Origin of the sequence: Chryseobacterium sp. MYb328, assembly GCF_037572595.1 — a bacterium.
Classification (GTDB): domain Bacteria; phylum Bacteroidota; class Bacteroidia; order Flavobacteriales; family Weeksellaceae; genus Chryseobacterium; species Chryseobacterium pennae.
In genome coordinates, this window is sequence record NZ_JBBGZQ010000003.1 from 202,691 (window position 1) to 217,711 (window position 15,021).

At 36.5% G+C, this 15,021-nt stretch carries 14 protein-coding genes; 11 read left to right on the top strand and 3 right to left on the bottom strand.

The window, feature by feature from the left end; genetic code table 11:
- Positions 1-132 precede the first annotated feature (132 nt).
- From infB to rimP, 3 genes are all read right to left on the bottom strand, one after another.
- The gene (infB, locus tag WH267_RS04910; RefSeq protein WP_340006192.1) at positions 133-3,090 is read right to left on the bottom strand and encodes a translation initiation factor IF-2; all 2,958 of its coding nucleotides are present in this window, start codon (positions 3,088-3,090) and stop codon (positions 133-135) included.
- A gap of 77 nt (positions 3,091-3,167) precedes the next feature.
- On the bottom strand, positions 3,168-4,403 hold the full coding sequence (gene nusA / locus WH267_RS04915; protein ID WP_089734773.1) for a transcription termination factor NusA: 1,236 nt from the start codon (positions 4,401-4,403) through the stop codon (positions 3,168-3,170).
- A 17-nt stretch (positions 4,404-4,420) separates the two neighbouring features.
- A complete protein-coding gene (rimP, locus tag WH267_RS04920; protein ID WP_115968026.1) occupies positions 4,421-4,888 on the bottom strand; it encodes a ribosome assembly cofactor RimP in 468 nt (155 codons plus the stop codon).
- Positions 4,889-5,103: 215 nt separating this feature from the next.
- Here rimP and WH267_RS04925 point away from each other — a divergent pair, with 215 nt between their 5' ends.
- From WH267_RS04925 to WH267_RS04975, 11 genes are all read left to right on the top strand, one after another.
- Positions 5,104-6,417: a UDP-glucose dehydrogenase family protein gene (locus WH267_RS04925; protein WP_123320499.1), complete on the top strand. Its 1,314-nt coding sequence runs from the start codon at positions 5,104-5,106 to the stop codon at positions 6,415-6,417.
- A gap of 4 nt (positions 6,418-6,421) precedes the next feature.
- Complete coding sequence (gene rfbB / locus WH267_RS04930) at positions 6,422-7,501, top strand: dTDP-glucose 4,6-dehydratase (protein WP_340006197.1); 1,080 nt, start codon at positions 6,422-6,424, stop codon at positions 7,499-7,501.
- Position 7,502: 1 nt separating this feature from the next.
- Positions 7,503-7,964 carry a hypothetical protein gene (locus tag WH267_RS04935; RefSeq protein ID WP_340006199.1) on the top strand — a complete coding sequence of 154 codons (462 nt, stop codon included), beginning with the start codon at positions 7,503-7,505 and terminating at the stop codon, positions 7,962-7,964.
- A 1-nt stretch (position 7,965) separates the two neighbouring features.
- Positions 7,966-8,826 (top strand): glucose-1-phosphate thymidylyltransferase RfbA, encoded by an 861-nt coding sequence (gene rfbA, locus WH267_RS04940; protein WP_123320496.1) that lies wholly within the window; start codon positions 7,966-7,968, stop codon positions 8,824-8,826.
- A 175-nt stretch (positions 8,827-9,001) separates the two neighbouring features.
- A complete protein-coding gene (locus tag WH267_RS04945; RefSeq protein WP_123320495.1) occupies positions 9,002-9,850 on the top strand; it encodes an ABC transporter permease in 849 nt (282 codons plus the stop codon).
- Positions 9,851-9,888: 38 nt separating this feature from the next.
- The gene (locus WH267_RS04950; protein ID WP_115968036.1) at positions 9,889-11,139 is read left to right on the top strand and encodes an ABC transporter ATP-binding protein; all 1,251 of its coding nucleotides are present in this window, start codon (positions 9,889-9,891) and stop codon (positions 11,137-11,139) included.
- Between the two features lie 33 nt (positions 11,140-11,172).
- Positions 11,173-12,150 carry a hypothetical protein gene (locus WH267_RS04955; protein ID WP_115968038.1) on the top strand — a complete coding sequence of 326 codons (978 nt, stop codon included), beginning with the start codon at positions 11,173-11,175 and terminating at the stop codon, positions 12,148-12,150.
- 22 nt (positions 12,151-12,172) lie between these two features.
- Positions 12,173-12,571, top strand: a complete 399-nt coding sequence (locus WH267_RS04960; protein ID WP_115968039.1) for a sugar 3,4-ketoisomerase — start codon at positions 12,173-12,175, stop codon at positions 12,569-12,571.
- A complete protein-coding gene (locus tag WH267_RS04965; RefSeq protein WP_123320493.1) occupies positions 12,568-13,038 on the top strand; it encodes an acyltransferase in 471 nt (156 codons plus the stop codon). The genes WH267_RS04960 and WH267_RS04965 overlap by 4 nt, the downstream gene beginning before the upstream one ends.
- On the top strand, positions 13,022-14,122 hold the full coding sequence (locus WH267_RS04970) for a DegT/DnrJ/EryC1/StrS family aminotransferase (RefSeq protein WP_340006202.1): 1,101 nt from the start codon (positions 13,022-13,024) through the stop codon (positions 14,120-14,122). The genes WH267_RS04965 and WH267_RS04970 overlap by 17 nt, the downstream gene beginning before the upstream one ends.
- Positions 14,123-15,019, top strand: coding sequence for a glycosyltransferase family 2 protein (locus WH267_RS04975; protein ID WP_340006204.1), 897 nt, complete (start codon positions 14,123-14,125; stop codon positions 15,017-15,019).
- The last annotated feature ends 2 nt before the right edge of the window (positions 15,020-15,021 follow it).

Here is a 15,021-nt window from a genome sequence, read left to right on the forward strand (position 1 = left end):
AAAGTAAATACCTGAAAAAAACTCTGCGAAAAGAATCAACTAAGTTTAAAGGAATATGATTTAGATACAGTGAACATAAACAAAAATAAGCCGTCTCAATGAGACGGCTTATTTTATATATTTATCTGAATATTATTTCAGCTTTTTCTTAACAGCTACTTCTTCGTACACTTCAAGAATATCACCGATTTCAATATCGTTGTATCCTTTTAAGTTAAGACCACATTCGTAACCTTTTGTTACTTCTTTTACATCGTCTTTGAAACGCTTCAAGCTTTCAAGCTCTCCGTCAAATTTCACAATACCGTCTCTTAACAAACGTACTTTAGACTGTCTTGTTACCTTTCCAGTAAGAACCATACAACCTGCAATTGAACCAACTTTAGAAATCTTGAATACCTCACGGATTTCAACATTACCAATTACCTGCTCCTGGATTTCAGGAGAAAGCATTCCTTCCATTGCTTCTTTTACTTCATCAATTGCTTTATAGATAACAGAATATGTTCTGATTTCAATTTCCTCACGATCTGCAAGTTCTTTTGCATTAGCACCAGCTCTTACGTTGAATCCAATGATAATTGCATCAGATGCTGCCGCTAAGTTGATATCAGATTCAGTGATCTGTCCTACACCTGAGTGAAGAATTTTCACGCTGATCTCTTCTGTTGATAATCTTTGTAACTGATCAGAAAGTGCTTCCACAGAACCATCCACGTCACCTTTAAGGATAATATTCAATTCTTTGAATTCTCCTAAAGCAATACGTCTACCTAATTCTTCAAGTGTTGTATGTTTTTTCGTTCTGATAGAAAGTTCTCTCTGAAGTTGTTCTCTCTTATTTGCAATGGTTTTACCCTCACTTTCGTCAGCATATACCCGGAATTTATCACCTGCTGTAGGTGCTCCATCTAAACCTAAGATTGTTACAGGAATAGATGGCCCTGCTTCCGCAAGATTTCGTCCTCTTTCATCAAGCATGGCTTTTACTTTACCATGATTTTTACCAGCAACTACGTAATCTCCAACTTTCAGAGTTCCTGCCTGCACCAACATAGTGGCAACATATCCTCTTCCTTTATCCAATGAAGCTTCAATAACAACACCTTGAGCATTTCTACCAGGATTAGCTTTTAGATCAAGCATTTCTGCCTGAAGTAATACTTTCTCTAATAGAATATCCATGTTATTACCAAATTTCGCAGAAATTTCCTGAGCCTGAACATTCCCTCCCCATTCTTCTACAAGGATATTCATCCCTGAAAGCTGCTGACGGATATTATCAGGATTTGCATTGGGTCTATCAACCTTATTCAATGCAATAATCATAGGTACCCCTGCTGCCTGTGCGTGAGAAATAGCTTCTCTCGTTTGAGGCATTACATCGTCGTCTGCTGCAATTACAATAATCGCAATATCGGTAATCTGAGCACCTCTAGCTCTCATTGCTGTAAATGCTTCGTGACCCGGTGTATCTAAGAATGTAATTCTCTGTCCGTTTTCAAGTTTAACATTGTAAGCACCAATATGCTGGGTAATTCCTCCAGATTCACCTGCAATTACATTTGTTTTTCTAATGTAGTCAAGTAATGATGTTTTACCATGGTCAACGTGTCCCATTACAGTAACAATTGGAGCTCTAGTAACCAGATCTTCTTCGTTATCAATTTCATCTTCAGCATCACTTTCTTCAAGGTCAGCATCTGAGAATTCAATTTTATACCCAAATTCATCTGCTACTAATAACAAGGTATCAGCTTCTAATCTTTGGTTCATAGTAACCATTACACCAAGTGAGAAACAAGCAGAGATCACTTCAGTTGGAGAAACGTTCATTAAACTTGCTAATTCACCTACTGTGATAAATTCTGTCACCTTCAGTGTTCTGTCCTGTGCTTCAAATTCTTGTTGACGCTCATCCTGCTCTCTTCGGTACGTTCTTTTATCCTTTCTGTGTTTTGCAGATTTAGATTTACCTCCTTTATTGGTAAGTTTTTCTAAGGTTTCTTTGATCTGGTTTTTAACTTGTTCGTCAGTTAATTCAACTGGCATAACTCTTTGACCAGGTCTGTTGTTTTGACCTCCTTTTTTGAAGCCACCACCTCCTTGACCACCTGGACGGTTTCCACCTTGGTTATTTCCGAAACGGTTTCCACCTTGACCGCCTTGACCTTGTGGACGATTTCCTTGTCCACCTTGTCCTGGACGATTTCCACCTTGTCCACCACCATTGTTATTGTGCGGACGGTTTCCACCCTGGCCACCTTGGCCTTGGTTATTATTTCCAGAGTTTTGATTGTTTCCACCTTGGCCTTGGTTATTTGGACCTCCACCTGGTTTTTCAATTCTCTTTCTTTTCTTTTTGGCACCAGCTCCTGGTTTTGGTGCAAACTGAGTTAAGTCAATTTTTTCACCTACGATCTTAGGACCGTCCAGTTTCTGATAAACAGTTTCAATTTTTTGAGGTTCCTGATTTTCAGGTTCAGCTTCCACTTTTGGAGCTTCTATTTTTTTCTCTTCTACCACTGGTTTTGGAGTTTCTTTTACAGGTTCAACCGGTTTTGTTTCTTCTTTTTTCTCCTCCATTTTTGGTTTGTCTTTTTTCACTGGTCTATTTCTAGATTCTATCTGAGACAAATCAATTTTATCCAAAACTTTAAATTCCTGCTTTTCGGGAGTTGCTTTTACTTCCGGTTCTTCTTTCACTATTTCTTCTTTCTTTTCTTCAACCGGTGTCGCTACAGGAGCAGCAGGGGTTTCTTCAATTTCGGGTTTAACAGGTTCTAAATCTATTTTACCTAAAATCTTAGTTTCTGGTTTGTTTGCTTTAGCTCTTATCACTTCAGGGGTTTTCTTCTCTTCAATTTCCAGTTTTTCTTCCGGAACTTTAGTGATCACCACCTCATGGGAAGCTTTTCTTTGTTCGCCATCTTTGGCAAACTCAGCTTCCAATGCAGAATATGCCGATTCTTCCAATTGAGCGTTAGGATTGCTTTCAACCTCGAAACCCTTTGATTGTAAAAACTCTACTAATCTGGACATCGAAATATTGAATTCCTTAACCGCTTTATTTAATCTAATTTTTGGCATCTATATTATTTACTGTTTTTTAATTTTTAAAATTAAAGTATTTCCTTTTTACTGTTTATTAAAATTTATTTTAAATCTTAATCTTCAAATTCTTCTCTCAGAATACGTTTAACCTCTTCAATTGTTTCTTCTTCAAGATCAACCATATTTAAAAGGCTCTCAGTTTCTTTATCTAATACTGATTTTGCAGTTGTAAGTCCTACTTTCTTAAACTCATCCAAAATCCACTGCTCGATATCGTCATTAAATTCTCTCAATTCAACATCGTCATCCTCGCTGGACTCTCTGTATACATCAATTTCATATCCTGACAACCAAGAAGCCAGTCTAATATTCTGTCCTTGTTTTCCGATTACTTTAGAAATCTCTTCAACAGGAGTGTAAACTAGTGCATAGTTAGCATCTTCATTGATATCAATTTTGTTAACAGTAACATTTCCTAAAGCTCTCTTCACCAAAATTTCAGGGTTTTTAGACCACTGAATAACATCGATGTTTTCATTTCTCAACTCTCTTACAACCCCATGAATTCTGGATCCTTTAACACCCACACAAGCTCCTACAGGATCAATTCTGTCATCATAAGCATCTACTGCAATCTTCGCCTTTTCACCAGGAATTCTCACTACTTTTTTCAGCATGATTGTTCCATCCTGGATTTCAGGAATTTCCAGCTCTAATAATTTCTCAAGGAATTTAGGTGCAGTTCTGGAAATAATAATCTGCGGTTTTGAACCTTTAAAATCTACTGTCTCAACAATAGCTCTGATATTCTCACCCTTTTTAAAGAAATCGGATGGGATCTGGTTTTCTTTTGGTAAAATGAATTCGTTTCCTTCATCATCCAACAAGATCACATGCTTGTGGCGGATGTGGTGGATTTCACCCACAACGATTTCACCAATTTTATCTCTAAACTGTTCGTACAGCATTGCATTATTATGCTCCTGAAGTTTTGTAGCCAAAATCTGCTTAAGGGTAAGAATATTTCTTCTTCCCAACTGTGCAACAGGAATTTCCATTGTAAAGTCCTCACCTACTTCGAAGGTAGGGTCAATCTTCTTCGCTTCAGAAATTTCAATTTCCAAATCATCATCTTCAGACATTTCGTCCTCTACAATTGTTTTATTTAAAAATATCTGAAAATCCCCTTTATCCGGGTTTACAATCACGTCAAAGTGGTCATCTGAATCGAATCTTTTTCTCAAAAGAGTCTTCAGTGAATCTTCAATAATTGCCATAAGATCAATCTTACTGATCCCTTTTTCGTCTTTAAAATCACCAAAGGATTCAATCAACGCTATATTATCCATCTATTCTTTTTTCTTTTTTAAAATTTAATTACTACTAATGCTTTTTTAATCTCAGAGTAAGCAATCTCTTTCTCCTCTTCTACATCTACTTTCCCTTTACCAACATCTTTCGGTTTACGGTAACGCAGAATAAGCGTAATCTTTTCATCGTCCACTTTTGACAATTCTCCTTCAGTTTTAGAAGAATCCTCCAGCATCACTTCTATCTCTCTTCCTATGTTTTTATTGAACTGTCTTGGTGTTACTAATGGCTCACTCAATCCAGCAGACATTACCTGAAGGCTGAAATCATGCTCTTCACGATCCATATTGAATTCTATAGCCCGGCTTGCATCAAGACAATCCTGTAAAGAAACTCCATTATCACCATCTAAAATCACTGTAACATCATCCCCTGCAGAGATCTTAAGATCAATAAGAAAAAGATCTTCTCTGGTCTCAAGGAATTCATTTAATAATTCTTCAATTCTTTTTTTAAACTCCATACATTCTTTTATCTTGATTTACAGTACGAAAAAAGGCTTTCTTTCGAAGCCTTCCCATTTTTTCCGTAAATCCAATGCAAATATACGCTTTTTTTCCAAAAATGCAAAATTATCTTATTATCAAGTAAATACAACGAAAATCATTTACATTAAATTAAACAAGCATGTGAAGGTATTTTTATTATTTTTGTCTTTGAATTTTAAAAACAAACATTTTGAATATAACGATTGTAGGAACAGGTTATGTAGGATTAGTTACAGGAACTACCCTTGCAGAACTTGGCAATTCAGTATACTGTGTTGATATTGATGAAAAAAAGGTAGAAGGTATGAAAAACGGCATCGTTCCCATCTATGAGCCGAACCTTGAAGAGATGTTTCTTAGAAACATCCAGTCTGAAAGATTATTTTTTACTACCAATTTAAAAGAAGCTTTAGATAAAAGTGAAGTGATTTATCTGGCATTGCCTACTCCTCCCGGAGAAGATGGCTCAGCGGATCTTTCTTATGTATTAAAAGTATCGAATGACATTGGAGAAATGATGACCGAATATAAGGTTATTGTTAACAAAAGCACTGTCCCTGTAGGTACCGCAGACAGGGTAAGAGAAACGATTTCTTCTAAAACAGACATTCCCTTTGATGTTGTTTCCAATCCTGAATTTTTAAGAGAAGGTTTTGCTGTTGAAGATTCTATGAATCCTTCGAGAGTTGTTGTAGGGGCAAGTTCCGATAAGGCAAAAGATATTATGGCTAAAATTTACCAGCCATTCACCAACACTGGCATTCCGATCATTTTTATGGATGAGAAATCATCTGAACTGACAAAATATGCGGCCAATTCATTCCTTGCTGTAAAAATCACCTTTATGAATGAAATTGCCAATTACTGTGAAAAAGTAGGGGCTGACGTAGATAAGGTAAGGCTAGGAATGGGAAGTGATGACAGAATTGGACAAAGGTTCCTTTTCCCAGGCATTGGATATGGAGGAAGCTGTTTTCCTAAAGATGTAAAAGCTCTTATTAAATCCGGGAAACAGGAAAATTTCAATTTTCAGATTCTGGAAGCTACAGAGAATGTCAATACTTCTCAGAAGGTAATTCTTGTTGCTGAAATTGAAAAATACTTTGGCGGAAATATAGCAGGTAAAAAGATCGCCATGTGGGGTCTTGCTTTCAAAGCCAATACTGATGATATCAGAGAAGCTTCTTCTTTAGACAACATTGCCCTTCTATTAGAAAAAGGAGCTGTAGTAGTGGCCTACGATGCCGTTGCTGAAAGTAATGTCCAAAAGCTTCTGGGTGACAAAATACAATATGCCAAAGGAATGTATGATGCACTGGAAGATGTAGACGCTTTATTTATTGCTACAGAATGGCCGGAATTCAAAAATCCTAATTTTGACCTTATGGCTAAGAAAATGAAAAATAAAGTTATTTTTGACGGAAGGAATATGTACCCACTTGAAATCCCTGAACAAAACGGATTTTATTATAAGAGTATAGGTAGAAAGACAATCACAAAATAAATAAATGAAAAATGTAATCATTACAGGGGGAGCCGGGTTTATCGGTTCTCATGTTGTAAGAGAATTTGTAAAAAAAAATCCGGATATTACGATCATCAACCTCGATGCATTAACCTATGCCGGAAATTTGGAAAACCTGAAGGACATTGAAAATGAACCTAATTATGTTTTCGAAAAAGCAGATATTACAAAACCTGAAGAGCTAAGAGAAGTTTTTGAAAAATATAATCCTGACGCCGTTGTACATTTAGCGGCAGAAAGCCATGTTGACAGAAGTATCACTGATCCTATGGCTTTTATTAATACCAATGTAAACGGGACAGCCAATCTTCTTAACCTTTGTAAAGAGTTCTGGACTTTGAATCCCGACCATACCCATGGAAGATTCCCTGATGAAAAAAGAACAAACCTATTCTATCACGTTTCAACAGATGAAGTATATGGAAGTTTAGGTGAAACCGGATTCTTCCTTGAGACTACATCGTACGATCCTCAATCTCCATATTCTGCATCAAAAGCAGCTTCAGACCATTTAGTAAGAGCCTATGGAAACACATACGGAATGCCCTTCATTGTATCCAACTGCTCAAACAATTATGGGCCTAATCATTTCCCTGAAAAATTAATTCCGCTTTGTATCTCCAATATCATTAACGAAAGACCTTTACCCATTTATGGAGATGGAAAATATACCAGAGACTGGTTATTTGTAATTGATCATGCAAAAGCTATCCATCAGATATTCAATGAGGCCAAAACCGGAGAAACCTACAACATCGGAGGATTCAACGAATGGCAGAATATTGATCTGGTAAAGGAGCTGATCAAGCAGATGGACGATAAACTGGGAAGAACTGAAGGCTATTCTGAAAAACTAATCACTTTTGTAAAAGACAGACCCGGTCATGATAAGCGCTATGCTATTGATGCCAATAAATTAAATAAAGATCTGGGCTGGAAACCTTCTGTAACCTTCGAGGAAGGATTGGGAAAAACCATTGACTGGTATTTAGAAAATAAGGAATGGCTGGAAAATGTGACTAGCGGAGATTATCAAAAATACTACAAAAACCAGTATTCTTAGGATGAAGAAATATTTCTTTTTATTTTTCATCATTTTCTCCGTCTCATCATATGCTCAATCTGTGATTCAGACAAAGTTTCCAACTGAATCGCAGAAAAAACTTATCGATGAACTCATTGAAATTAGCGGATATAATAATTCATTAATGCAAACAGCTAATTTATTACTATTCCGAAAGTCTATTCGACATGAAAATGGGAAAAGTTTTGAAGTTTTAAATACAGAAGAAAAGAGAACCATCCTTGATAAAATAAGAAATAATTACTCAAGAAAAGACAAACTCTATTTTGATTTCATGAATTTATCTGAAGAAAATTTGAAAAACCTCATCAAATTTTACAATGAAAATCCGAATTTAAAATCCAGTCAGTATTTATTTTCATCAGATATTATCATTCATAATCTAGACACTGAAATCAGCATTGAAGTAAATAAGATCTTAAAAGACAAATCCACAAAATAAAATGAAAGGAATAATATTAGCCGGAGGATCCGGAACAAGACTTTACCCTCTAACCATCGCCGTAAGCAAGCAGCTGATGCCTGTTTATGACAAACCTATGATCTACTATCCTCTATCTACATTGCTATTGGCAGGAATTAAGGATATCTTGATCATTACCACCCCGCACGACCAGGCCGGGTTTATCAAATTATTAGGAGACGGATCACAGATTGGTTGCAATATAGAATATGTTGTACAGCCAAGTCCGGACGGTCTGGCACAGGCCTTTATCCTGGGAGACCGGTTTATAGGCAATGATCCTGCAGCACTTGTTTTAGGAGACAACATCTTCTACGGTTCTGAAATGGGAAATTTGTTAAAAAATAAAACCAATCCTAATGGAGGCGTCGTTTTTGCTTATCATGTCGCAGACCCTGAAAGATATGGGGTTGTAGAATTTGACGACAACTTCAAGGCCGTTTCTATTGAAGAAAAACCTTTAAAACCAAAGTCAAACTACGCTGTACCCGGTCTTTATTTTTATGACAATAATGTAGTGGAAATTGCTAAAAACATACAACCTTCTGCAAGAGGAGAACTGGAAATCACCGATGTCAATAATGTTTATCTTAAAAATGAAAAACTTGAAGTAGGTGTCCTGGACAGAGGTACAGCATGGCTGGATACAGGAACTTTTGATTCTCTTCATGATGCTTCGGAATTTGTAAGTGTGATTGAAAAGAGACAGGGCTTCAAAATTGGATGTATCGAAGAGATTGCTTTCAGAAATAAATTCATTAGTGAAGAAAAATTACTGGAAACAGCTGCAAAATATGGTAAAAGTGGTTATGGCCAGTATTTAAAACAACTTGTTCGTTAACACCCCTATCATTTATAAACCTTGCAAACTATTGGCTTTATAGTCAATAGTTTTTGTCCATAATAACAAATATCAATATATTAGTTGTTATTTTTTAGTTTTATGTAAACAATAATTTACAGACTAAGAAATCCGGTAAGAATTAATTATTATAAATTTGCAAAAACTTACACAGATGAATGAACCACAGCAAAAGTGGACAGAAACAATTGAAGCGAATCATTCTTTATTTGATTTAAAGCTCAAAGAAGTATGGCGGTATAAGGATCTTGTTTACATGTTTGTAAAAAGAGACTTCATATCGAGCTTCAAGCAAACCATTTTGGGGCCAATCTGGTTTTTTATTAACCCGGTTTTAACAACAATAGTCTATCTGGTTGTTTTTGGAGCGATTGCCAAACTTCCTACAGATGGTGCACCCCCTATTTTATTTTATCTATCTGGTGTAACTCTCTGGAATTACTTTTCAGCTTCATTACTGACTACTTCCAGTACCTTTGTAGGGAATTCAACCATTTTCGGGAAAGTATATTTCCCAAGACTGGTAACGCCAATTTCAGTTGTCATCTCAAACCTGATGCGTTTTGGGGTACAATTTCTTTTATTCCTTCTTGCATGGGCTTATTATCTGAGCCAGGGAAAGGTGCAGCCTAATATTTGGATTCTCGCAACTCCTTTTCTTATCATATTGATGGCCTTTTTTGCATTAGGAGTAGGAATGATATTCTCGGCTCTTACTACAAAATATAAAGATTTGAGTATGTTATTGGGCTTTGGAGTCAGTTTATATATGTATGCTACTCCGGTAATTTATCCAGTATCCTCTCTTCCGGCAGGATTCAAAAAACTGGCATACTATAATCCGCTTACAGGGATTTTCGAATGTTTTAAATATGCCTGGCTTGGTGTAGGTGATTTCTCACCACTCATGCTGGGAATCAGTACTGTTCTTATTCTTATTCTTTTATTATTAGGAATACTTATCTTTAATAAGGTTGAAAAAACCTTTATGGATACCGTATAAGATTTAACTGTTATCATTAACTTAAAATCAATCAAAACATGCTGGCTTTAAAAGCAGAAAATATATCAAAACAATACCGCCTCGGACAGGTGGGTACGGGAACTTTATCCCATGACCTGAACAGATTCTGGCATAAGGTAAGGGGAAAAGAAGATCCTTATTTGAAAATTGGGGAAACCAATGACAGAACAACAAAAGGAGATTCTGAATATGTATGGTCTTTACGCGATATCAATTTTGAGATAGAACAGGGAGATGCCGTTGGAATCATAGGAAGAAACGGAGCGGGTAAATCTACTTTGCTTAAATTACTGAGTAAGGTAACCAAACCAACAACCGGGAAGATTTATACTCAGGGAAGAATTGCATCCCTGCTGGAAGTAGGAACAGGTTTTCACCCTGAAATGACAGGTCGTGAGAATGTATATCTTAACGGAGCTATTCTTGGGATGACCAGAAAGGAAATTACCCGAAAATTTGATGAAATTGTAGACTTTTCAGGAGTTGAAAGATATATAGATACTCCGGTAAAAAGATATTCTTCCGGAATGTACGTCCGTCTGGCATTTGCTGTAGCAGCACACCTTGAGTCTGAGATTTTGATCGTAGATGAAGTACTTGCAGTAGGAGATTCTGAGTTTCAGAAAAAATGCCTTGGAAAAATGGGTGATGTCACGAAGGGACAGGGAAGAACAGTTCTTTTTGTAAGCCACAATATGGCTGCGATTAATGAGCTTTGCAACAGTGCTATTTTATTAGATCAAGGCTCCGTGGCCATGCAGGGAGACAAAGATAAATGTATTATTGAATACCAGCGTAAGAATTCCTATATCTCTCATTATGAAGTCTCAAAGGATGGTTTTGAAATCGGAAATGACAGAATTAAAGTTCAGGCCTATTCAGCAACACCTATACAGGGAAATGTACTGAATATCAATTCAGGAGTAAGAATAAAGGTTGATTTTATAAGCACGATTCAAAATGCTACTGTAGATCTTTCTTTCTATATCAAAAACTCTCATGAAGTGATTGTCATGAGTAACGGCTTTATGATCAGTGAAAATGGAGAACCGGGAGGTTACTCTATCAGCTTTGATATTCCGGCCAATATACTTAATGAGGATTCTTATTATTTTGATATGTTTTGGGGAATGAACCGTTCTGAGATCGCATTCAAAACACAATCATTTGGTTTTGAGATCAATGGAATAAGAAATCAGTTTGGAGACATCAAAAAATCACCGGGTGTAATTTCTCCTGCTATTGTTTCGGAAATCAAAAAGTTATAACTTTTCAGTGCTCATCCTTCAAAATAATTCGTCATGCTTTTAAATATAATCTTTTCATATAACCGTGCCATGCAAGTAGATTACCTGCTGAGTACTATTTTAAAAAGAATTAAAATAGATGATTATGAAACTGTGATTTTGTACCATACCACAGGGAATCATCATTTAGGCTACAAAAAATTAATTGAAAAATATAAAAATCACTCCAATATCCGTTTTGAAGAAAGAAAGGAAATATGGTTTGATACTGCTTTTTTTAAAACACTTACCAACAGAAAAAATTTAAAATTCTTTCTGGAGAAAAATTTAAAGAATAAGCAGGGCGATAACTTCAAAGGGCTGCTTCAGGATTTATTAAGAAAGACCAAACATGAACTGATCATGTTTAATACCGATGATGGTGTTTTTTATAGAGATGTATCTCTGGATGAAGAAGTACTTTCTGAATTTAAAAAAGATCCTGAAAATTCATCTTACAGGATGTATGTAGGTGACAATATTGAAGGTTTCCCTGATTATATTCAGAAAAAGGGCGATCATTACGAATGGGACTATTATGCCGATAAGAATATCACACATTGGTCTTATCCTTTTTCAGTAGACGGAACAATATATAATACCAAGCATCTGTTAAAGGTTTTAGAAAAAATACCTTATCATAACCCAATTACGCTGGAAGAAAACGTGTTCAGACATGCATTACAGCATAAACTCTTCAGAAAAGGGATGAGCCCGCTGCAAACCAAACTAGTGGGAACTACTTTAAACAGGGTTTCTGTGGAGACCTTTAACCCAACTATCAACATCAGCGTTGATGAACTAAATGAGAAATTCATCGAAGGATATACCCTTCACCTTGGACTTCCCGATCATATTGATGTGGTTAATATTGTTCCATTTGAAGTAAGTGTAGTAAAAGGAGACCAGAAAGTACTTCTGTATGCTTTAGATGAAGATGGAAAGAAAATACAAAATTCGTATGGAATTGAAGGGACCAAAAACGAGTCCTAATAGATATATAAATTAAATGATTATGACTCCGCATATTATAGATTTTTTAAAGATCGGATCTCCGGAACTGGGATACATTACTGTAGCTGAAGCTCAGAAAAATGTTCCTTTTTCCATCAACAGAGTTTACTGGACTTATTTTACACCTCAAGATGTAATCCGTGGAGGACATGCGCATAAGAAGCTGCAGCAGGTTATCTTTGCAGTTTCGGGAACTATAGAATTCAACACTCAGGATCTGGATGGTAATGAGGCGAGCTTCATTTTAGATACTCCATCCAAGGGACTTTATATTCCGGAATTAATCTGGAGAGATATTAAATTCAGCCACAATGCTGTTCTTTTATGTCTTGCTTCTGAACTCTATGACGAAGATGATTATTTCAGAGATTTCGAAGATTTTAAAAACTACAGGAAATGATACATCCTTTAGCTGACGTACAGTCTCAAAACATCGGGGAAGGAACTTCCGTATGGCAGTTCTGTGTCATTTTAAAAGGTGCTGAAATCGGCAGCGGATGCAATATCAACTGCCAGGTACTTATAGAAAACGATGTGGTCATTGGAAATAATGTCACGATAAAACCAGGTGTTCAGATCTGGGATGGAGTAAGCCTTGAAGACAATGTATTCATCGGGCCTAATGTAACTTTTACCAACGACCTTTTCCCTAAATCTAAAAATAAAGATTTCAAACTGGTAAAAACACTGGTAAAAAAAGGAGCTTCTATTGGTGCCAATGCTACTGTTTTAGCAGGAATTACCATTGGAGAAAATGCATTAATCGGAGCCGGAAGCGTGGTTACCAAAAGTGTTCCTGATAATGAAATATGGGTAGGAAACCCTGCAAAATTTTTAAAGAATAATAACAATGATAAAGTTTCTTGATTTACAAAAAGTTAATCTCAAATACCAACAGGAAATAGAAGATGCACTGTTGCAGACCTTCAGATCCGGATGGTATCTTTTGGGAGAAAAAACCAAAGGTTTCGAAACTCATTTAGCTCAATATATAGGAACAAAACACGCGATTGGGGTAGCCAACGGACTGGATGCACTGCGTCTGATCCTTCGTGCTTACATCGAATTGGGAATCATGAAAAAAGGTGATGAAATTCTTGTTCCTTCCAATACCTATATCGCTTCTATACTGGCCGTTTCTGATAACGGATTGGTTCCTGTTCTGGTAGAACCGGAGATCAATACCTATAATATTGACATTGCCAAAATTGAAGAAAAGATCACTCCCAAAACTAAAGGAATCCTTGTTGTTCACCTTCAGGGAAGAATTGTTTTCTCGGATCAGCTTAAAGAAATTGCTCAGAAGCATGATTTAAAGATCATCGAAGACAACGCCCAGGCTATCGGAGCAGAATGGAATGGTATAAAATCAGGAAACCTCGGAGATGCTGCAGGATTCAGCTTTTATCCTGGAAAAAATCTTGGAGCATTAGGTGATGCAGGTGCTGTAACCACCAATAATGATGAGCTTGCAAAGGCGATCAGAGCATTAGCCAACTATGGTTCCAACCAAAAATATGTGAATATCTATCAGGGATTAAATTCCAGACTTGATGAGCTGCAGTCCGCTGTTTTAGACATCAAGCTGAAATATATTGATGATGAAAATAACGCAAGAAGAATTATTGCCAAAAAATTCATCAGTGAAATCACCAATGCTGATATCATCCTTCCTGAATATCCTGAAAATGAAAATGAGCACGTATGGCATGTTTTCGTTATCAGAACCCATAGAAGAGATGAGCTTCAGGCTTATCTTACAGAGCATGGCATACAGACCATCATTCACTACCCTATTCCGCCTCACAGGCAGGAAGCTTACAAAGAATGGAATGATCTGTCTTTCCCGATCAGTGAAAAAATTCATGCAGAAGTTCTAAGTCTTCCGATCTCCTCGGTTTTGGATGAAGAAGAAGTACAGACAATTATTAAAGCGGTAAACGAATTTTAAATGGAACAACCATTAGTAACAGTGGTAGTAGTGTCCTACAACCATTCACAGTTTATCAAAGAAAACCTTGACAGCATAAAAAACCAGACCTACAAAAACATTCAGTTAATTGTAGGTGATGATGCTTCCCCGGATCATTCCGTAAAAGTTTTTGAACAGTGGTTGCAGGAAAATAATTACCCTGCAGAAAAAAACTTCCACACTCAAAACACAGGCCTGCCAACCATGCTTAATGAATGCCTTGAGCTGGCCAAAGGAAAGTATATCAAAATCATTGCAGCCGATGATTTTCTGCATCCCGAATCTATCGAAAAATCAGTTTCCACCCTTGAAAAATTAGGAAAAGAATATGGAATGTCTTTTTCTCATACTCATGCTGTAAATAATAACAGCGAGATCATTGAGGATATTGCAGACTATGATGCATTGGGAAATATAGATCCTTATGTTTTCAGAGAAGAAATTTTAAAAGGAAATAGAATTGCGGCTTTAACGGTGCTATTAAGAACTGATGTCGTAAGAGAAACCGGCCAATATGATGCGCAGTTTATTATCGAAGATTATTACCGTTGGCTAAAGGTCAGCCAGAAGTATTTAATTGCCTATATTCCGGAAAAGCTAGCTTATTACAGACTGCATACCGATAATATTTCCAAAGTAAAAGCTGACAGAATTGAAATGGAAGCAGCCATGCTTCAGATGATGTTTGATAAAAAAGGAGTATCAAGAGGAAGTATCAATTACATTACTCAGAAACTATACCAATCAGGCACTCAACTTCCTGAAGAATATGTCAATGCCTATCATGTCTATCCGTTCCGTTCAAAAAAACTGGACTTTGCTGTAAAAAAGAAGCTTCCTGTTTCTCTGTATAAGGTTTTAAAGAAAATTATCTAAAA